Source organism: Phycicoccus sonneratiae (assembly GCF_016887965.1).
In the GTDB taxonomy this organism is placed as follows: Bacteria; Actinomycetota; Actinomycetes; order Actinomycetales; family Dermatophilaceae; genus Phycicoccus; species Phycicoccus sonneratiae.
The window spans coordinates 1-18,395 of the sequence record NZ_JAFDVD010000014.1; the positions used below are offsets into that span (position 1 = coordinate 1).

Sequence of the window (18,395 nt, forward strand, 5' to 3'; positions counted from 1 at the left end):
TCCCCCCCGCACGCCGCCAACTCCAACATCACCCCAACCCCCCCCCCCCCGCCCCCGCGGGGGGCGCCCCCGGGGGGGGGGCCGCCCCGCTCGTGCGTGCTGGGGTCGTGCTGCGCCTCAGCGCTCCTCGTCGCCGGTGATGAACGCCTCGAGGCGGGCGCGGCCGACCTCGTCGGGGCGCTGCTCCGGCGGCGACTTCATGAGGTAGGACGATGCCGAGAGCAGGGCGCCGCCGATGCCGCGGTCCTTGGCGATCTTCGCCGCGCGGATGGCGTCGATGATGATGCCGGCCGAGTTCGGGGAGTCCCAGACCTCGAGCTTGTACTCGAGGTTCAGCGGGACGTCGCCGAACGCGCGACCCTCGAGGCGCACGTAGGCCCACTTGCGGTCGTCGAGCCACGCGACGTAGTCGGACGGGCCGATGTGGACGTTGCGGTCCTCGGTCTTGCCGGCGAGGGCCCCGGTGAGGTTGCTCGTGACGGCCTGGGTCTTGCTGATCTTCTTGGACTCCAGGCGCTCGCGCTCGAGCATGTTCTTGAAGTCCATGTTGCCGCCGACGTTGAGCTGGTAGGTGCGGTCGAGCTGCACGCCGCGGTCCTCGAAGAGCTTGGCCATGACGCGGTGGGTGATCGTCGCGCCGACCTGGGACTTGATGTCGTCACCGATGACCGGCACGCCGGCGGCCTCGAACTTCGCGGCCCACTCGGGGTCGGAGGCGATGAACACCGGCAGGGCGTTGACGAACGCGACGCCGGCGTCGATGGCGCACTGCGCGTAGAACTTGTCGGCCTGCTCAGAGCCCACCGGGAGGTAGGAGACGAGGACGTCGACCTTCGCGTCGCGCAGGGCGGCGACGACGTCGACCGGCTCGGCGCCCGACTCGTCGATCGTCTGCTTGTAGTACTTGCCGAGGCCGTCGAGGGTGTGGCCGCGCTGGACGGTGACACCGGTGGTGGGGACGTCGGCGATCTTGATGGTGTTGTTCTCGGAGGCGTTGATGGCCTCGGCGAGGTCCTTGCCGACCTTCTTGTCGTCGACGTCGAACGCGGCGACGAACTCGACGTCGCGCACGTGGTACTCGCCGAACGCGACGTGCATCAGACCGGGGACGGTCGAGGCCGGGTCGGCGTCGCGGTAGTAGTGGACGCCCTGGACGAGGGAGGACGCGCAGTTGCCGACTCCGACGACGGCGACGCGGATGGAACCCATGACTTGCTCCTGTGACGGGATGGGGTGGACGGGGGACGGGACGGGTCCGTGGGCGCGAGCGCCCGGGGCCCTACGGCTGGGGGCCGGGGTCGGTGGGGTGACGCCGCTCGGCGTCGATGAGCTCGGTGAGCCAGCGGACCTCGCGCTCGGCCCGCTCCTCGCCGTGCTGCTGGAGGGCCGCGGTGTAGGAGTCGAGGCGCTCGCGGCTGCGGACCGCGCGCTCGCGGACCCGCTCGAGGTCGTCCTCGAGGCGGCCGCGCCGGCCCTCGAGGATGCGCAGGCGCACCTCGCTCTCGGTGCGGGCGAAGAACGCGAAGCGGACGTCGAACGCGTCGTCCTCGTAGGCCGAGGAGTCGGCGCGCGCGACGAGGTCGGCGAAGTGCTCCTTGCCGGCGGCGGTCAGCTCGTAGACGACGCGCGGGCGCTTGCCGCGGCGGCCGGGGTCGGGGGCCTCGGCGATGAGCCCGCGGCCGAGGAGGGTCTTCAGCGCCGGGTAGAGCGTGCCGTAGGACAGGGCCCGGAACGGACCGAGCGCCTCGTTGAGCCGGCGGCGCAGGTCGTAGCCGTGGGTCGGGCCCTCGTGGAGGAGGCCGAGGACGGCGAACTCGAGGAGCTGGGCGCGGCGTGGGACCACGGTCTCCTCCTGCGGGTCGGGGCGCGGGGTCCGAGGTGACAAACTCGGACCTTGTCACCTCGACGCTAACACAGATATATCGGGCCGATACATCGGCGCCCGGCGGCCGGTTGTCGGGTCCGCCCCGTCGCGCGTCGGGTGCACCGGTTCGGCGGCTCGGGGTCCGTGGGATCCGGGGCCGTGGGATCCGCCCGCCCGCCCCACGAGTCACCCGCGTATCGGGTCACCCGATACGGCCGCGCTTTCCCCGGGAACGGTTCCGGGGTGAAGCGCAGCGAACCCGGGTCACCCGATACGCGTGAGGCGCGACCCCGGCGGCCGGACCGGTCGCCGGCCCGGGCGCCGGGGCCGGGGTCGGACATGCCACCGAGCGCCGGGTGCACCGGTTCGGCGGCGTTTGGGTTTTTCCCAGACGGCGTCGTCATACTGGCCGGTGGGTGCGCTCGCGAGCGGCGCCCGAACCCCCCACCCCCCGTCCCCGTCCCCCGGAAGCCCATGACGCAGCGCAAGCCCCGAACCCGCGCCGAGGCCAAGCAGGCCGCCGCCACCCGATCCTCCGGACGAGGTGGCTCCTCGGGGTCCGGCCCGGGCCGCACGGCACCGCGCTCGCGGCGCCGCACCTGGCTGCGCCGGGGGATGTGGACCGCGCTCGGGCTCTTCGTCCTCGGCATCGCCGGGTTCGGGGTCGCGTACGCGATGACCGACATCCCCGAGCCGAACGCGATGGTCCGGGCCCAGGCGAGCATCGTCTACTACTCCGACGGCAAGACCGAGCTCGCGCGGCTCTCCGACGAGGGCGGCAACCGCGTCTCGGTGCCGCTGGACCAGATCAGCCCGAACATGCAGCACGCGATCCTCGCCGCCGAGGACCGCGACTTCTACCAGAACAGCGGCATCAGCCCCACCGGCATCGCGCGGGCGGTCTGGGTCGCGGTCAAGGGCGGGCAGGCGACGCAGGGCGGGTCGACGATCACCCAGCAGTACGTCAAGAACTACTTCCTCACCCAGGACCGCACGCTGACCCGCAAGGCCCGCGAGATCCTCCTCGCGCTGAAGATCGACAAGCAGCAGTCCAAGGACGAGATCCTCGCCAACTACCTCAACACGATCTACTACGGCCGGGGCGCGTACGGCATCGAGACCGCCGCCCAGGCCTACTTCGGCCCGAAGGTGCACGCCAAGGACCTCAACCCCGAGCAGTCGGCCCTGCTCGCCTCGATCATCCGCGGGCCCTCGCTCTACGACCCGACACTCGGCGACCAGCAGCGCAAGAACGCCGAGACGCGCAGCAGCTACATCCTCGACGCGATGGTCACGAAGAAGTGGCTGACCCCCGAGGAGCGCCAGGACGCCGACGTCCCGAAGATGCTCGACGCCGTCCCGGCCTACAAGCCCAAGGCCCTCGGCGGCACGGCCGGCTACATCGTCGACCTCGTGAAGAAGGAGCTCGTCGGCAAGTACAAGCTCTCCGAGGCCGACGTCCAGCGCGGCGGCCTGCGCGTCGTCTCGACGATCGAGCGCGGCAAGCAGGCGGCCGCGGTCAAGGCGGTCAAGGACGAGCAGCCGAAGCAGAAGGACATCCACGAGGGGCTGGTCTCCATCAAGCCCGGCGACGGTGCCGTCGTCGCGCTCTACGGCGGCGAGGACTTCGCCGACCGGGCGCTGAACAACGCCACCCAGGCCAAGATGCAGGCCGGCTCGACGTTCAAGATCTTCACGCTCATCGCGGCCCTGCAGTCCGAGGAGGTCAGCACCCGCAGCCGCTTCCCCGGCTACAGCCCGCAGTACTTCAAGGAGTTCGCCGACCCGAACGGCTCCACCGAGAACCAGCGCCGGGGCCGGGTGAAGAACTTCGGCAACGAGCAGTTCGGCAACATCGACCTGCTGACCGCCACCGGGCACTCGGTCAACACCGTCTACGCGGCGCTGAACATCCTCGCCGGTCCGGAGAACACGATGAAGGCCGCCGAGGACGCCGGCGTCCGCTCGAAGCTCGAGCCGAACATGGCCGACGTGCTCGGCACCGACTACGTGACGGTCATGGACATGGCCACCGCGTACGCGACGATCGCCGCCCAGGGCACGCGCGCCGACCCGTACCTCGTCAAGCAGATCGGGTTCGCCGACAAGACCCTGCCGACCATCAAGGCCGAGCCGAAGACCCAGCAGGTCTTCGACAAGAAGCTGATGTCCGACGTCATCGACGCGATGCAGGAGCCGGTCAACGGCGGCACGGCCCGGTACGTCGGCCAGAACCTCGGGCGGCCGGCGGCCGGCAAGACCGGCACCTCGGAGTCGTTCCGCTCGGCGTGGTTCGACGGCTACGTGCCGCAGCTCGCGACGGCCGTCGGGCTGTACCGCTCCGCCGAGGACGGCAAGGAGCTCGCGATGGAGAACCTGCCGAACGACGGCTCCATCACCGGCGGCACCTTCCCGACCCGCATCTGGACGGCGTACATGAAGGCCGCGCTCGGCGACTCCAAGGTCGTCGACTTTCCGACGCCGGCGCACGTCAACCAGGACGCCGACCCGCCGCCGCCCACGACGACCCGTCCGCCGTCGAGCAGCGCGCCGCCGTCGAGCAGTGCGCCGCCGAGCTCGAGCGCGCCGCCGCCGAGCGAGTCGCCGAGCCCGTCCGCGAGCAACCCGCTGCCGACGCTGCCCACCGGCCCGCCGTCCTCGCCGGGCGGGCAGCCGTCCCCCGGCACGGGCTGACCGGCGACGCCCCGACGCCGGTGCCGCCCGCGCCCGGAGGGCCCGTCCCGCTCCCCGACCGCCTGCTGACGGTGGTCGGGGGGCCCCGGGGTGCCCGGGCCGTGCCCGCACCGACCGGGCCCGCCGGGCTGGCCCGGCTCGCGCCCGTCGTCCTCCTCCTCGGCCTGCCGCTGCTCGTCGCCGCCCTGCGCCAGGCCGCCTGCGCCGGCACCGGGTGGGAGGGCCGCGCACCGGTGTGGCGGCAGTGCGCGTCACCGCTGTTCGCCTCCCTCGTCGAGGACCGTGCGGGCCTCGGTCTCGGGGCCTGGCTGGGGGGCCGCACCACGCTCGACGTCCCGGTCGTCCGCGGGCTGGTCACGTCCTCGCTCGCCTCGCTCGCGCCGGGTGCCGGTCTCGCGCAGCAGCGCTGGGTCCTCGTCGCGTGGACGCTGCTCGCCGCGGTACTGCTCGCCGGGCTCGTGCTCGCCGTCGGGACGGTGCGGGGTCATCCGCTCGCCGACCCGGTGGCCCTGGCCCTCTCGCCCGTGCTCGCCCTCGCGGTCCTGCTCTCGGTCGACCTCGTGCCGCTCGCCCTCGCCGTCGTCGCCGTCTGGGCGTGGGGGCGCGGTCGGCCGGTCCTCGCCGGGGCGCTCGGGGCCCTCGCCCTGCTCGGCGGCCTGCTCGCCGCACCGGTGCTCCTCGCGATGGCGCTCGTGCCACCGGCCGGGGTCCGCGACGCCGCGCGCCGCCTGCTCGTGGCCACCGGGGTCACCCTGCTCCTCGTCGTCGGACCGGTGGCTGCGGTCGACCTCGGCCTCCTCCTGCGCCCGGTCACCGCGTGGTTCTCCGACGGCGCGGCCGCGGGGTCGGTGTGGTTCGTCCCGACCCTCGCCCGCCACCCGCTCGGGGCGTCGGTCGTCGCGGGGTTCGCCCTGTCCGGGATGCTCGTCGCCGGCTGGCTCGCCGTCGTCGCCTCCCGCCGCACGCCCCGGCCGCCGGTCGCCGACGTCGCGCTGCTCGCCCTCGTCGTCGTTCTTCTCACCGCCCCCGCGCTGCCTCCGGCGGCGGCACTGTGGCTCGTGCCCTTCGTCGCGCTCGCGGGCGTCCCGTGGCGCGACCACCTCGTCTGGGCGGGGGCCGAGGTCGTCCACGCGGTCGCCCTCTTCGGCTGGCTGGGAGCCGCGAGCGACCCCGGCCACGGCCTGCCGGCCGGGTGGTACGCGACCGCCCTCGCGCTGCGCCTCGTCGCGCTCGGGCGGATCGGCTGGGTGGTCTGGGCCCGGGCCACCTGGGGCGTCGTGTCCCCGCGCCGGCCGGGGCCCCTCGCGCCGGAGCCGGCCGCGAGTTGGGGCGATCCGCCGCCTGCGGGTACGCTGGAGCGGTTGCCCACCGGGCACCCTGTGGACATCTCGACGGGGGCCCCGGGCCGCACCGCATACCCTCCTGTCACGGAGAGACCGTGACCGCTTGAGACCGAAGGAGGCGGGTTAGCGCATGCGTCAGTACGAACTCATGGTCATCCTCGACCCCGAGCTCGACGACCGGACCGTCCAGCCCTCGCTGGAGAAGTTCCTCAAGGTCATCACGACCGACGGCGGGACCGTCGACACGATCGATGTCTGGGGCCGTCGTCGCCTCGCGTACGAGATCAAGAAGAAGGCCGAGGGCATCTACGCCGTCGTCAACTTCACCTCCGAGCCGGCCACGGCCAAGGAGCTCGACCGCCAGCTCGGCCTCAACGAGTCGGTCATGCGGACCAAGCTCCTGCGCCCCGGCGCCTGAGCCTCCGTCCCCAGCCCAACGCACCGACCCCGAAGGGACGCACGTCATGGCAGGCGACACCGTCATCACCATCATCGGCAACCTCACCGCCGACCCCGAGCTCCGCTTCACCCCCTCGGGTGCCGCGGTCGCCAACTTCACCGTGGCCTCCACGCCGCGCCAGTTCGACCGCCAGTCCAACGAGTGGAAGGACGGCGAGACGCTCTTCATGCGGTGCTCCATCTGGCGCGACGCGGCCGAGAACGTCGCCGAGTCGCTCCACCGGGGCACCCGCGTCCTCGTCTCGGGCCGGCTGAAGTCGCGCTCGTACGAGACCAAGGAGGGCGAGAAGCGCACCGTCATGGAGCTCGAGGTCGACGAGGTCGGCCCGTCCCTGCGCTACGCCTCCGCGAAGGTCACCAAGGCCGAGCGCGGCGGTGGCTCGGGTGGCGGCTTCGGTGGCGGTGGCGGCGGCTTCCAGCAGAACGACCCGTGGGCCACCGGTGGCTCCGCCCCCCAGCAGGGTGGCGGCGGCCAGCAGGGCGGCTGGGGCGGTGGCCAGCAGGCCCCGCAGCAGCAGCCGCAGCAGGGTGGTCAGCAGGGCGGCGGCTGGGGCCAGGCGCCGAGCTACGACGAGCCCCCCTTCTGAGCCGTCGGCCCCGCCGACGACTCGCACCACACCAGACAGACACCATCCCCGGGTGACCGGGGCTCATCCGCCGGCCCGGCCGGCAGAAGGAGAGCACCACGATGGCCAAGCCCGCCATTCGCAAGCCGAAGAAGAAGGCCAACCCGCTCAAGGCGGCGAAGGTCGAGAACATCGACTACAAGGACGTCGCGCTGCTGCGCAAGTTCATCTCCGACCGCGGCAAGATCCGTGCGCGTCGGGTGACCGGCGTCTCGGTCCAGGAGCAGCGCCTCATCGCCAACGCGGTGAAGAACGCCCGTGAGATGGCGCTCCTCCCGTACTCGTCCTCGTCCCGCTGAGCGAAGGAGCCGACAGATGAAGGTCATCCTCACCCACGAGGTCACCGGCCTCGGCACCGCCGGTGACGTCGTCGACGTCAAGGACGGCTACGCCCGCAACTTCCTCTTCCGTCGCAGCCTCGCGACGGCGTGGACCAAGGGCGGCCAGAAGCAGGTCGACTCCATCGCCAAGGGTCGTGCGACCCGCGAGGTGAAGTCGCTCGAGGAGGCGAAGTCCATCAAGGGCAACCTCGAGGCGAACGCCGTCACCGTCACCGCGCACGCGGGCACCGGCGGCCGCCTCTTCGGCGCCGTCTCCACCGCCGACATCGCCGCGGCGGTCAAGGCCGCGGGCGGCCCCGAGCTCGACCGCCGCCGGATCGAGGTCCCCAGCCCGATCAAGACCACCGGGTCGCACACGGCGCTCGTGCGCCTGCACCCGGAGGTCCAGGCGACCGTCGAGCTCGACGTCGTCGCCGGCTGACGCCGACACCTCGACACCGAGGGCCCCGGACCACTGCGGTCCGGGGCCCTCGCGCGTCCGACCCGGGTCGTGTCGGCGGCGCGGCCTAGGGTGACGCCCATGGCCGGGACGACCGCACGACGGGGCAAGGGGGCGAGCGCCTTCCGCTGCTCCGAGTGCGGGTGGCAGACCGCCAAGTGGGTCGGCCGGTGCGGCGAGTGCCAGGCGTGGGGGTCGGTCGCCGAGGTGGGGGCGGTCACGGCGCGCACCACGGCCGCCAGCACCGTCGAGCGGCCGGCGCTGCCCATCGCCGAGGTCGACGTCACGCACGCCGTCGCCCGCCCCACCGGGGTCGCCGAGTTCGACCGAGTGCTCGGCGGCGGGCTCGTGCCGGGGGCCGTGGTGCTCGTCGCGGGCGAGCCGGGCATCGGCAAGTCCACGCTGCTCCTCGACGTCGCCGGGCGGGCCGCGCGCTCCGGCGAGCACGGCGAGCGCCGCGTTCTCTACGTCAGCGGCGAGGAGTCCGCCGCGCAGGTCCGGGCCCGCGCCGAGCGCATCGAGGCGATGGCCCGCTCGCTCTACCTCGCGAGCGAGACCGACCTCGCGACCGTGCTCGGGCAGGTCGAGCAGGTGCAGCCCGAGCTGCTCGTCGTCGACTCCGTGCAGACCGTGGCCAGCGCCGAGGTCGAGGGGTCGGCCGGCAACGTCACCCAGGTCCGCGAGGTCGCGGCCTCCCTCATCCAGGTGGCCAAGGCGCGCGGCATCGCGGTGCTCCTCGTCGGCCACGTCACCAAGGACGGCTCGATCGCCGGTCCGCGGGTCCTCGAGCACCTCGTCGACGTCGTCGTGCAGTTCGAGGGCGACCGGCACTCGCGGCTGCGGCTCGTCCGGGCCGTGAAGAACCGGTACGGCCCGACCGACGAGGTCGGCTGCTTCGACCTCTCCGACGTCGGCATCGTCGGGCTGGCCGACCCCAGCGGCCTCTTCCTCTCGGGCCGGACGGCGGCGGTGGCCGGGACCTGCGTCACCGTCACGCTCGAGGGACGGCGGCCGCTCGTCACCGAGGTGCAGGCGCTGGTCACCGCGTCGTCCCTGGCCACGCCGCGCCGGGCGACGAGCGGCCTCGACTCCGCCCGGGTCAACATGGTGCTGGCCGTCCTCGACAAGCGGGCCCGGGCGCCCATCGGCTCCAGCGACGCCTACCTCTCGACCGTCGGCGGCGTGCGCCTCGCCGAGCCGGCCGCCGACCTCGCCATCACGCTCGCGCTCGCCGGGGCGATCACCGACCGGCCGCTGCCCGAGGGCACGGTGGCCTTCGGGGAGGTCGGGCTGGCCGGCGAGGTCCGTCCGGTCACCGGAGCGCACCGCCGGCTCGCCGAGGCCGCGCGCCTCGGGTTCACCCGGGCGGTCGTGCCTGCTGGGGTGCTCGGGGCCGGGCCGGTACCCGACGGGCTGTCGGTCCTCGAGGTGGGCACCGTCGCCGAGGCGGTCGGCCGGGCGCTGCACGAGGTTCCCGCCCGCTGACGCCATCGGCGTGGCTGCTGGGGTCGAGGTGATGCAGGACCCTGTGGTGGTCGGGTTTCACCTCGACCCGTGGGTGAGCTGCTGGGGTCGAGGTGATGCAGGACCGCCTGCTGGTCGGGTTTCACCTCGACCCGCGGCGCGGCCCCTGCGAGGTCCCGCAGATCGAGACCGTCCCGTGACCGACCGCCCGATAGGATCGCGCCGGACCGGCCCGCCACCCCGCGTGGGCCCGGGGGCCCCGGAACCCGCGAAGGAGGAGGAGTGAGCGTGCCGCAGAGCGAGGACGACCTCCTGCGCGCCACCCTCGCCGCGGTCGCCCCCGGCACCGAGCTGCGCGACGGCCTCGAGCGCATCCTCCGGGGCCGCACCGGCGCCCTCATCGTCCTCGGCCACGACCGGGTCATCGACCAGATCGCCACCGGCGGCTTCCCGCTCGACATCGAGTTCTCGGCGACCCGCCTGCGCGAGCTCGCGAAGATGGACGGCGGCGTCGTCGTCGACCGCGACGTCACCCGCATCCTGCGCGCCGCCACCCAGCTGCTGCCCGACGCCGGCATCGAGACCCTCGAGTCCGGCACGCGCCACCGCACCGCCGAGCGCGTCGCGAAGCAGACCGGCTTCCCCGTCGTCTCGGTCAGCCAGTCGATGCGCATCATCCAGCTCTACGTGGCCGGCCGGCGCATCGTCCTCGAGGACTCCAGCGCCATCCTGTCCCGCGCCAACCAGGCCCTGCAGACCCTCGAGCGCTACAAGTCGCGCCTCGACGAGGTCACCGGCACCCTGTCGGCGCTCGAGATCGAGGACCTCGTCACCGTCCGCGACGTCGCCAACGTCCTGCAGCGCCTCGAGATGGTGCGCCGGATCAAGGACGAGATCGCCGAGTACGTCGTCCAGCTCGGCACCGACGGCCGCCTCCTCAGCCTCCAGCTCGAGGAGCTCACCGGCGGGCTCTCCGACGACCTCGGCCTCGTCATCCGCGACTACCTCCCCGAGGCCAAGGCCGGCTTCACCCTCGACGAGGCCGTCGACAACCTCACGGCCATCGACTCCACCGAGCTGCTCGACCCCGCCGCCGGCGCCAAGGCCATGGGCTTCACCGTCGTCGGTGACTCCCTCGACTCCTCGGTCAGCCCGCTCGGCCACCGCCTGCTCTCGAAGGTGCCCCGCCTGCCCGGGGCCATCGTCGACCGTCTGGTCACCCACTTCGGCAGCCTCCAGAAGCTGCTCGCGGCGAACATCGACGACCTCATGGACGTCGACGGCGTCGGCGAGGGCCGGGCCCGCCTGGTCCGCGAGGGCCTCTCGCGCCTGGCCGAGACGAGCATCCTCGAGCGCTACGTCTGACGTGCCCGCGGCCCCACCCCGCGAGGTCCTCCACCGGCGCGTCCTCGACTGGTACGCCGAGCACGCCCGGCCCCTCCCGTGGCGCGACCCGGCCACGACCCCGTGGGGCGTCCACGTCTCCGAGGTGATGGCCCAGCAGACGCCGGTCGGCCGCGTCGAGCCGGTGTGGCGCGAGTGGATGGAGCGCTGGCCGACCCCCGCCGCCCTCGCGGCGGCCACCCCCGGCGACGTCGTCCGGGCCTGGGGCCGGCTCGGCTACCCGCGGCGGGCGCTGCGGCTGCGCGAGGCGGCGGTCGTCGTCGTCGAGCGCCACGGTGGCGAGCTGCCGCCGGACGAGGAGGCCCTGCGCGCCCTCCCCGGCGTCGGCACCTACACCGCGGCGGCCGTCGCGGCCTTCGCGTTCGGCCGGCGCTCGGTGGTCGTCGACACGAACGTCCGGCGGGTGCTGGCCCGGGCGGTGGAGGGCCGGGCGCTGGCCTCCCCGTCGCTCACCGCCGCCGAGACCCGGCTGGCGGCCTCGCTCGTCCCGGACGACCCGGCGACGAGCGCGGTGTGGAACGTCGCGGTGATGGAGCTCGGCGCACTCGTCTGCCGCGCCCGGACGCCCGAGTGCGGCGCCTGCCCGCTCGCGGACGTCTGCGCCTGGGTCGCGGCGGGCAGCCCGCCGGACGACGGGCCGCCCCGCCGCGGGCAGGCCTGGCACGGCACCGACCGGCAGGTGCGCGGTGCGCTCGTCCAGGTGCTGCGCGAGGGGGAGCACCCCGTCCCACGGCCCCTGCTCGAGGACGAGGTGCTCACCCGGCTCGGGCTCGACGCGCGGCAGCACGCCGCACAGGTCGAGCGCTGTCTCGCATCGCTCGTCGAGGACGGCCTCGTCGAGCCGGTGCCGGGCCCGGTCGGCCCGGACGGCCCGGACGGCCCGGACGGCCCGGGCGGGGAGGCCTTCCGCCTCCCCGCCTGAGCCGCCTCCCGCCGGTCAGGGCAGGTAGTAGTTCGGGTTCGGCAGCTTGAAGGTGCGGTCGGCGTACCCACCCTTGAGGTCGCTGTACTGGTCGCCGAAGTTCGCGACGATGTCGTAGCCGAGGGACTCGATGTGGGCGCGGGTCGCCGACTTGTAGTGGATCGTCGTGCACTTGCCGCCCGGGTCGGCCGCGCAGGCCTTCTGGAGGTAGTCGGGGTAGGCCGCGACGTCGGGCTTGGTGAAGAGGCCGTCCTCGCCGTTGCGCAGCTGCGTCGGGGCGGGGTAGCCGGCGTCGACGCCGACCCCGTCGGACGTGAGGTTGCCGAGGGTCGCGGCCTCCTGCGAGGTCGGCCGGCCGGTGAGGAAGAAGACCGCGTAGCCCTCCTTCGCCGCCCGGGTCGCCATCTCGACCATGCCCGGGGTCGCCGGGAACTTCTGGTCGGTGACGTACTGGCCGTTGGTGCTCGGGTTGTAGGCCCAGTTGCTCGCGATCTCGTAGTTCCACGTCGTGAGGCTCGTGTCGTCGACGTCGAGGACGATGGCCTTCGTGCCGTGGTGGTGGCGGTCGCGGTAATCGGACCGGCCGTGCTCGTGGCCGCGGTCGTCGAGCCAGCGCGAGCCGGCGCGGGCGACCGACGCGGCCTCCTTCGCGTAGTTGCCGTCCGGGGCGAAGGTGCCGGTGCCCAGCGGGTCGCCGTAGTAGTTGCGCAGCTGCTGGCGCAGCACGTCGATGTTGGTCACCTGGTCCGCCGAGCGGGGGGTGAAGGTCGTGATGGCGGGCTCGGCGGTCGCGGCGTAGGCGACGCCACCGCCGACGAGCGCGGCGCAGACGAGGGCGGTGGCCGTCGTCGTGCGGCGGGACAGGGAACGGGCACGGAGCTTCATCGAGGGGTCCTCCTCAGGGCGGTCATGACGGCGGCACGCTAGCCGCGGCCGGGTCCCGGTGGCGCCGGAGGACCGGGCGGGCTCCGGGGACCACCTCAGCGGGCTCTCAGTCGGTGCCCGGCCGCCTGCCGGGACGTCGTGGCGCGCGGGGGCGTCGGCCCGCCACACTGGCTCGCGTGATCGAGACCGCGCTGCGCCACCGCACCCCGGAGGAGCTCGAGGCGTTCCTGCCGACCCTCCTCGCCGACAGCCCCCGCGACGTCGGCACCCTCGAGCTGCTCGTGCGCCGGCCGGTGCCGGGCGAGCGCGAGGTGCTCGACGAGGGCGAGCTCGACCTCGTCGAGGGTCTCGTCGGTGACGGCTGGCGGGTCCGCGGCAGCAGCCGCACCCCGGACGGCAGCGCCCGCCCCGACATGCAGCTCAACGTGATGAACGCCCGGCTCGTCGCGTTCCTCGCGGGCGAGCCCGAGCGGCGGGCGCTCGCGGGCGACCAGCTCTACCTCGACCTCGACCTGTCCCACGAGAACCTGCCGGCCGAAACCCGGCTGGTCATCGGCGACCCCGGCACGCGCGGGGCCGTCGTCGAGGTCACCGAGGCGCCGCACACCGGCTGCGCGAAGTTCGTCGAGCGCTTCGGCGCCGAGGCGATGCGCTTCGTCAACGGCGAGGTCGGCCGTCCGCTGCGGCTGCGCGGCCTCAACGCCAGGGTCGTCGTCGCGGGCCGCGTCCGTCCCGGCGACCCGGTGACCGTCGAGCGCCCCGCCTGACGCCCGGCCCCGCGACACACGGAACGGCCCGCCCCCGACGAGGGGACGGGCCGCTCCGTGCGTCGGGTCAGCGCGTCCTGTAGACCGGCTGGGACTGCGGGTTGAGCTGGTCCAGGTGGACCGACTCGGCGGGCTTGAGCGACGTGTCCTTGAGCTTGAGCACGTCGAAGCCCTTGACGAGGTCGTTCGAGTAGACGAACCCGTTGTAGTAGTAGCTCGACCACGTGCCGCCACCGACGAGCGTGGTCTTGCTGATCGGGCCGCGCTCGAAGTAGCCGATCTCCTTCGGGTTCTCGGAGTCGGTGAAGTCCCAGACCGAGGTCCCGCCCTGGTACCAGGACTGGACCATCACGTCACGGCCCTTGACCGGGACGAGCGAGCCGTTGTGGGCCACGCAGTTCTCGGTGTCGAACTGGTTGCGCGGGATCTTGTAGTACGACTTGAAGGTCAGCTTGTTGCGCTTGGACAGGTCGTAGATCGCGTTCGCGCCACGGGTCGGGCCGACCGTGGTGTTGCACGTGGCCGCGCCGCCGCCGCCGAGCTCGTCGGTGAAGACGACCTTGGTGGCGTCGTTGTTGAACGTGGCCGAGTGCCAGAACGCGAAGTTCTCGGTGTCGCTGACCCGCTCGATGACCGTGGGCGCCTTCGGGTCCTTGACGTCCATGATGATGCCGTCGCCCATGCACGCGCCGGCGGCGAGGTCCTTCTTCGGGTAGACGGTGATGTCGTGGCACCCGGTGGTCGCCGAGTAGCCGGCGCCGGTCGGGCCGGTGCCGCCGGGGTTGCCGCCGTCGGGGAAGAGGTTCGGCGTCGCGACGACCCGCGAGGCCGCGGGGTTCTTCGTCGGCACCTCGACGATCGAGATGATGTCGTGTGGCGGCTGGCAGTCCGGGAAGGTCGCGTTCGGCGAGTAACTCGAGACGTAGAGGTAGTCGTTGCCCTTGTTCTTGCCCTTGCCGGGGAGCAGCGAGTGCGTGTGCGACCCGCACTTGGTCTCGACGGCCTTGAGGTAGCGGGGGGCCGACTTGTTCTTGATGTCGAAGATCTTGATGCCCTCCCACGACGACTTCTCCGTGGCCGACGCCGTCGTGCTCGAGCAGCTGTCGTCACTGCGCGAGGAGTCGGTGGAGAGGTACAGCAGGTTGCCGTTGACCGTGACGTCGTTCTGCGACCCCGGGCAGCTGACCTGGGCGACGGTCCTGGGGCGCTTGGGGTTGGAGATGTCGTAGATGACGAACCCGTTGTAGTTCCCGGCGAACGCGTAGTGGTCCTGGAAGGCGATGTCGGACCCGGTGGACCCGGCGAAGCTGCCGACCGGCGGGGTGTTGCTCAGGTGCTGGACGGTGCGGCTGTAGCCGATCTCGTCGACCCCGAGCTGGGTCCCGGACTTGTCACGGCCGTCCCCGGCGACGGCGATGCCGATCCCGCCGAGGGTGGTGGCCAGGGTCGCGGCGGCAGCCACCGCGACGAGGCGTGTGAGTCTCATGTGATCCCCGATCCGTCGGCCGGATGCGAGGTGAGACGGGGTGCGTCGCGTCCGGACAGGCGTGTGATCCGGCCACCCTGCCCCACTCAGGATCTTCTCAGAGTATGCCGAGCGTAAAGAATTCCCACGATGTGGGTTGTTAGGGTGAACGGGTGACGACCCTCCCGTTCCCGACCGTCGCCCTCCGGCGAGCCGCCGCCGGCGTGGCCGTCGTCGGGGCCCTCGTGGGGGTTGTGGCGTGCTCGTCGGGTGGCGGGTCGGCCCCGGCCGTCACGCCCGCGACGCCCTCCGTGCCCGTGCTGCAGCCGGGGCGCCCGGGTGAGCCGAACGCCACCCTCACGGGGTCCGCCGCGGCACCGGTCACCACCCCGAGCCTGCGGCCGGGCGACGCCCGCTTCCTCACCGACATGGTCACCCACCACGCGCAGGCCATCGTCATGGTCGACGCCGTCGCGGGCGACCTCACCGACCGTCAGGTCGCCTCGCTGGCCTCGCGCATCCGCGACGAGCAGCGGCCCGAGATCGACGCGATGGCCGGCTACCTCGAGCAGCGGGGCGCCCCCGTGCCGCCCGAGGCGACCAACCCGCACCTCGCGGACCACGGCGCGCACTCGATGCCGGGGATGGCCGGCGAGAAGGAGCTGCGCGCCCTCGGCTCCGCCACGGGCGTCGCCGCCGACCGGCTGTTCCTCACCCTGATGATCCGGCACCACCAGGGCGCCCTGACGATGGTCGAGGAGCACGCGCGCCAGGCCGCCGACGAGCGGGTCGAGGAGATCGCGGCCGACATCGACGTCACGCAGACCAAGCAGATCGCCCAGATGCGCGCGATGCTCGCCCGGCTGCGCTGACCCGGCGCGCGTCCCGACGCCCGCGCCCGCCCCGCGGCCCGCCCCCGACCGGGGAGGATGGGGCCATGCCCGAGGGACACACGCTGTTCGCGCTCGCCCGCGACCTCCACGCCGCGTTCGCCGGCACCCGGCCCACCGTCACGAGCCCGCAGGGCCGGTTCGTCGAGGGGGCGGCGCAGGTCTCCGGCCACGAGCTGCTCGCGGCGAGCTCGCGGGGCAAGCACCTCTTCCTCGAGTTCGCCGGGGACCGGTTCGTCCACGTGCACCTCGGGCTCATCGGCACCTTCACCGTCGACGAGGGCGCCTGGACAGCCGAGGCGCCGGTCGTCGGTGCCGTGCGGATGCGGATGGTCACCGAGGCGCACGTCGCCGACCTGCGGGGTCCGACGCTCTGCGCGGTGGAGACGCCGGAGGAGGTCGAGGCCGTCCTCGAGCGGCTCGGCCCCGACCCGCTGCGCGCCGACGCCGATCCCGACCGGGCGTGGCGGCGGCTCCAGCGGTCCTCGCGGCCGGTGGCCGAGCTGCTCATGGACCAGGCGGTGCTCGCCGGCGTCGGCAACGTCTACCGGTCCGAGGTGCTCTGGCGGCACCGGCTCTCGCCGTTCACCGAGGGACGGCTGGTCCGGCCGGCGTCCTGGCGGCTCGTCTGGGACGACCTCGTCCGGCTGATGCCCCTCGGGGTGGCCACGGGCCGCATCGTCACCGTCGAGGAGCAGGTGCTCGAGGTCGAGGCGGCGCTCGGCCGCGGCGAGGTGCCCCGGCTCGAGGTGCGGACCTCGTCGGTCTACAAGCGCGCGGGGGAGCCCTGCGAGCGGTGCGGCTCGCGCATCCGGACGCAGGTCGTCGCGGGGCGCAACCTCTTCTGGTGCGGGCGCTGCCAGCGGCGGCGCTGACCCGTGACAGCCGCGCGGCCGGGCTGGTAGGCAGGGGCGATGAGCCACGACCCGCACCTGCTGGACCCCCGGCACCTCCCGACCCCGTTCAGCGCCGACGAGATCCGGGCGGCCTCGCCCGACGGTCGCACCCAGGTGGTGCGCGTGGAGCCGGCCGGGGCGGAGGCCTCGACCCGGCGCATCGTCTACGCCGAGGCCGGGGACGCGGGAGCGGTCCAGGTGCGCACGCCGCTCGGGCCGGACGGGGCGCCGGCGGGGGAGTCGGCGCGCGAGGCCGTCACGTGGGTCGACCTCCAGGCGCACGCTTCCTTCCCGGCGGACCGCACGGTGCGCGAACGGGTCCGGCTCGAGCACCCGCTCGGCGACCTCGACTGCCTGCGGTACACCGTCACCGACGGCGACGCGGTCGACCACTACTGGTTCGACCTGTCCCGGCCGGGGATGCCGGTGCTCGTCGAGTCGCGTCGCGGCCCGGACCTCGTCGTCGCGATGACCGTGCTCTCCGACGAGGTGTCCGGGCCGCCCCCTGCCTGAACGTCCCCCGGGTCAGTCGAGGGCGTCGCAGACGTCCTCGGCCGTGCCGTGGGGGCCGAGCACGAAGGCCCGGGTGTCGTCGGTCCGGAAGAACACGGTGGTGCCCGTCCCGCCGAGCACGTAGAGCCCGGTGTCCGGGGTGCTGCCGGGCGGCATCGTCGTGCCGAACGCGCCGTGCAGCGAGGTCAGCGACGCCGGCGAGCCGTCCCGGCGGTAGGCGAAGACGGCCGTCGCGCTGAGGTCGCGCACGACGGAGGCGCCGCTCGTGAGGTTGGTGTAGCGCTCGACGAGGGCTCCGCGGAAGAGCTGCGTCCGCGGCGTGCCGTCCGGCCAGGTCGAGGTCGTGCGGTACTCCTCCTCGTCGATGAGCGGGGTGATGCGCACGTCGAACCCGCAGGTCGAGCGGGCGGCCGGCACGACGACCTCCTCGGTGCGGTACGGGGTCCACGGCGACCCGTGGCCGGGGCGCGCGCTCGTCCCCGAGGTCGCGGGGGCCGGGGCGGCGAGGGCCGGGACGGCGGGCGCGCCGAGCAGGGCGGCGGCGGCGAGGGGGGCGGCGAGGGCCCGGAGGGCCGGTCGGACGGGGGTCATGGTCGTCTCCTAACCATTCAATTGAACTAACCGGTTAGTACCGACCGTAACCGACCGTTACCCTCCAGTGGTGGCGGAGCAGCACTGGAGGACGGTCGACGGTCTCGTGCTGCCCCAGCCCGTCGCCCGGCACCCGGCGCTCGAGCTCGTCAACACCTTCTCGGGATGGGACGGCGCGCACGCGAGCGACTACCTCGTCTCCTTCGACCACCTCGCGGTCCTCGCGGGGGAGGTCGGCCTGCTCCCCGAGCACGACGTCGCCCGGCTGCGCCGGGCGGCCTCGCGCCAGCCGGAGGTCGCCGAGGCCGCGCTCGAGCGGGCGCGCACGGTGCGGGCGGTCGTGCGTTCGGCCGTCCTCGACCCCGCGGACGCCGAGGCGGTCGGCGAGCTCGCCGTCGCCGCCCAGTCCGCTGCCCCGACCGTCGAGCTGGTGCCCGGCCACCCGGCGCGCTGGCTCGTCGGCGGCATCACGGCCGAGCACCTCGACCGGCCCGCCGACGCCTTCGCCTGGGCCGCCGCCGACCTGCTGACCCGCCCCGAGGTCTCCGGGGTGCGCAGCTGCCCGGGGCTGGGCTGCGGGTGGGTCTTCCTCGACACCTCCGGCCGGCGCCGCTGGTGCTCGATGCGGTGGTGCGGCAACCGCGCGAAGGTCCGGGCCCACGCGGAGCGCCAGAAGTCCGCCGCCCGCCCGCGCTGACCCGGCGCGCCGGCCGCTACGCCGAGGGCGAACGCGGAACACCCGCCGCCCGCCGCCGCGTTGTCCATCCCGTAGGACGCGCGGCCCGTGGCTTCGACAACGGAGGCGCCACGTTCAGGTCACGCGACTAGCATC

General features: G+C 73.6%; 19 protein-coding genes. 14 read left to right on the top strand and 5 right to left on the bottom strand.

The genetic code is table 11. The features are described from left to right. Positions 1–117 precede the first annotated feature (117 nt). The gene (locus tag JQN70_RS12855) at positions 118–1,209 is read right to left on the bottom strand and encodes an inositol-3-phosphate synthase (RefSeq protein ID WP_204131758.1); all 1,092 of its coding nucleotides are present in this window, start codon (positions 1,207–1,209) and stop codon (positions 118–120) included. Between the two features lie 70 nt (positions 1,210–1,279). Further along, positions 1,280–1,843 carry a PadR family transcriptional regulator gene (locus tag JQN70_RS12860; RefSeq protein ID WP_204131759.1) on the bottom strand — a complete coding sequence of 188 codons (564 nt, stop codon included), beginning with the start codon at positions 1,841–1,843 and terminating at the stop codon, positions 1,280–1,282. A gap of 495 nt (positions 1,844–2,338) precedes the next feature. On the opposite strand from JQN70_RS12860, the gene JQN70_RS12865 reads away from it, so the two are divergent. The 9 genes from JQN70_RS12865 to JQN70_RS12905 all read left to right on the top strand — a co-directional run bounded on the left by JQN70_RS12865 (position 2,339) and on the right by JQN70_RS12905 (position 11,556). Then, positions 2,339–4,558, top strand: coding sequence for a transglycosylase domain-containing protein (locus JQN70_RS12865; protein WP_204131760.1), 2,220 nt, complete (start codon positions 2,339–2,341; stop codon positions 4,556–4,558). Between the two features lie 101 nt (positions 4,559–4,659). Next, positions 4,660–6,000 carry a hypothetical protein gene (locus tag JQN70_RS12870; RefSeq protein WP_204131761.1) on the top strand — a complete coding sequence of 447 codons (1,341 nt, stop codon included), beginning with the start codon at positions 4,660–4,662 and terminating at the stop codon, positions 5,998–6,000. Positions 6,001–6,031: 31 nt separating this feature from the next. Next, positions 6,032–6,319 carry a 30S ribosomal protein S6 gene (gene rpsF, locus JQN70_RS12875; RefSeq protein ID WP_204131762.1) on the top strand — a complete coding sequence of 96 codons (288 nt, stop codon included), beginning with the start codon at positions 6,032–6,034 and terminating at the stop codon, positions 6,317–6,319. Positions 6,320–6,365: 46 nt separating this feature from the next. After that, complete coding sequence (locus JQN70_RS12880) at positions 6,366–6,947, top strand: single-stranded DNA-binding protein (RefSeq protein WP_204131763.1); 582 nt, start codon at positions 6,366–6,368, stop codon at positions 6,945–6,947. A gap of 101 nt (positions 6,948–7,048) precedes the next feature. Beyond that, positions 7,049–7,285: a 30S ribosomal protein S18 gene (rpsR, locus tag JQN70_RS12885; protein ID WP_030526145.1), complete on the top strand. Its 237-nt coding sequence runs from the start codon at positions 7,049–7,051 to the stop codon at positions 7,283–7,285. Between the two features lie 16 nt (positions 7,286–7,301). Beyond that, positions 7,302–7,748: a 50S ribosomal protein L9 gene (rplI, locus tag JQN70_RS12890; protein ID WP_204131764.1), complete on the top strand. Its 447-nt coding sequence runs from the start codon at positions 7,302–7,304 to the stop codon at positions 7,746–7,748. A gap of 99 nt (positions 7,749–7,847) precedes the next feature. Further along, positions 7,848–9,251 (top strand): DNA repair protein RadA, encoded by a 1,404-nt coding sequence (gene radA / locus JQN70_RS12895; protein WP_204131765.1) that lies wholly within the window; start codon positions 7,848–7,850, stop codon positions 9,249–9,251. A gap of 267 nt (positions 9,252–9,518) precedes the next feature. Further along, on the top strand, positions 9,519–10,595 hold the full coding sequence (gene disA, locus JQN70_RS12900; RefSeq protein ID WP_204131837.1) for a DNA integrity scanning diadenylate cyclase DisA: 1,077 nt from the start codon (positions 9,519–9,521) through the stop codon (positions 10,593–10,595). A 1-nt stretch (position 10,596) separates the two neighbouring features. After that, positions 10,597–11,556 carry an HhH-GPD family protein gene (locus JQN70_RS12905; protein ID WP_307835967.1) on the top strand — a complete coding sequence of 320 codons (960 nt, stop codon included), beginning with the start codon at positions 10,597–10,599 and terminating at the stop codon, positions 11,554–11,556. A 15-nt stretch (positions 11,557–11,571) separates the two neighbouring features. Here the strand turns inward: JQN70_RS12905 and JQN70_RS12910 are convergent, their stop codons facing one another. Continuing rightward, positions 11,572–12,441: an HAD family acid phosphatase gene (locus JQN70_RS12910; protein ID WP_204131766.1), complete on the bottom strand. Its 870-nt coding sequence runs from the start codon at positions 12,439–12,441 to the stop codon at positions 11,572–11,574. A 176-nt stretch (positions 12,442–12,617) separates the two neighbouring features. Between JQN70_RS12910 and JQN70_RS12915 the strand changes: the two genes are divergently transcribed. Next, positions 12,618–13,208 carry an MOSC domain-containing protein gene (locus JQN70_RS12915; protein WP_204131767.1) on the top strand — a complete coding sequence of 197 codons (591 nt, stop codon included), beginning with the start codon at positions 12,618–12,620 and terminating at the stop codon, positions 13,206–13,208. Between the two features lie 67 nt (positions 13,209–13,275). Here the strand turns inward: JQN70_RS12915 and JQN70_RS12920 are convergent, their stop codons facing one another. Then, on the bottom strand, positions 13,276–14,694 hold the full coding sequence (locus JQN70_RS12920; RefSeq protein WP_204131768.1) for an LVIVD repeat-containing protein: 1,419 nt from the start codon (positions 14,692–14,694) through the stop codon (positions 13,276–13,278). Between the two features lie 152 nt (positions 14,695–14,846). Here JQN70_RS12920 and JQN70_RS20170 point away from each other — a divergent pair, with 152 nt between their 5' ends. From JQN70_RS20170 to JQN70_RS12935, 3 genes are all read left to right on the top strand, one after another. Beyond that, positions 14,847–15,545, top strand: a complete 699-nt coding sequence (locus JQN70_RS20170) for a DUF305 domain-containing protein (protein ID WP_204131769.1) — start codon at positions 14,847–14,849, stop codon at positions 15,543–15,545. 65 nt (positions 15,546–15,610) lie between these two features. Continuing rightward, positions 15,611–16,438, top strand: coding sequence for an Fpg/Nei family DNA glycosylase (locus tag JQN70_RS12930; RefSeq protein ID WP_204131770.1), 828 nt, complete (start codon positions 15,611–15,613; stop codon positions 16,436–16,438). 39 nt (positions 16,439–16,477) lie between these two features. After that, the gene (locus tag JQN70_RS12935) at positions 16,478–16,972 is read left to right on the top strand and encodes a hypothetical protein (protein WP_204131771.1); all 495 of its coding nucleotides are present in this window, start codon (positions 16,478–16,480) and stop codon (positions 16,970–16,972) included. A 12-nt stretch (positions 16,973–16,984) separates the two neighbouring features. Here the strand turns inward: JQN70_RS12935 and JQN70_RS12940 are convergent, their stop codons facing one another. Beyond that, positions 16,985–17,563 (bottom strand): hypothetical protein, encoded by a 579-nt coding sequence (locus tag JQN70_RS12940; protein WP_204131772.1) that lies wholly within the window; start codon positions 17,561–17,563, stop codon positions 16,985–16,987. A 70-nt stretch (positions 17,564–17,633) separates the two neighbouring features. Between JQN70_RS12940 and JQN70_RS12945 the strand changes: the two genes are divergently transcribed. Further along, positions 17,634–18,260, top strand: a complete 627-nt coding sequence (locus JQN70_RS12945) for a CGNR zinc finger domain-containing protein (protein ID WP_307835968.1) — start codon at positions 17,634–17,636, stop codon at positions 18,258–18,260. Positions 18,261–18,395 lie beyond the last annotated feature (135 nt).

Coding starts and splice junctions, on each gene's coding strand:
- JQN70_RS12855 (WP_204131758.1), bottom strand. CDS start 1,209: ATGGGTTCCATCCGCGTCGCCGTCGTCGGAGTCGGCAACTGCGCGTCC.
- JQN70_RS12865 (WP_204131760.1), top strand. CDS start 2,339: ATGACGCAGCGCAAGCCCCGAACCCGCGCCGAGGCCAAGCAGGCCGCC.
- rpsF (WP_204131762.1), top strand. CDS start 6,032: ATGCGTCAGTACGAACTCATGGTCATCCTCGACCCCGAGCTCGACGAC.
- JQN70_RS12880 (WP_204131763.1), top strand. CDS start 6,366: ATGGCAGGCGACACCGTCATCACCATCATCGGCAACCTCACCGCCGAC.
- rpsR (WP_030526145.1), top strand. CDS start 7,049: ATGGCCAAGCCCGCCATTCGCAAGCCGAAGAAGAAGGCCAACCCGCTC.
- rplI (WP_204131764.1), top strand. CDS start 7,302: ATGAAGGTCATCCTCACCCACGAGGTCACCGGCCTCGGCACCGCCGGT.
- radA (WP_204131765.1), top strand. CDS start 7,848: ATGGCCGGGACGACCGCACGACGGGGCAAGGGGGCGAGCGCCTTCCGC.
- JQN70_RS12910 (WP_204131766.1), bottom strand. CDS start 12,441: ATGAAGCTCCGTGCCCGTTCCCTGTCCCGCCGCACGACGACGGCCACC.
- JQN70_RS12920 (WP_204131768.1), bottom strand. CDS start 14,694: ATGAGACTCACACGCCTCGTCGCGGTGGCTGCCGCCGCGACCCTGGCC.
- JQN70_RS12930 (WP_204131770.1), top strand. CDS start 15,611: ATGCCCGAGGGACACACGCTGTTCGCGCTCGCCCGCGACCTCCACGCC.
- JQN70_RS12935 (WP_204131771.1), top strand. CDS start 16,478: ATGAGCCACGACCCGCACCTGCTGGACCCCCGGCACCTCCCGACCCCG.
- JQN70_RS12940 (WP_204131772.1), bottom strand. CDS start 17,563: ATGACCCCCGTCCGACCGGCCCTCCGGGCCCTCGCCGCCCCCCTCGCC.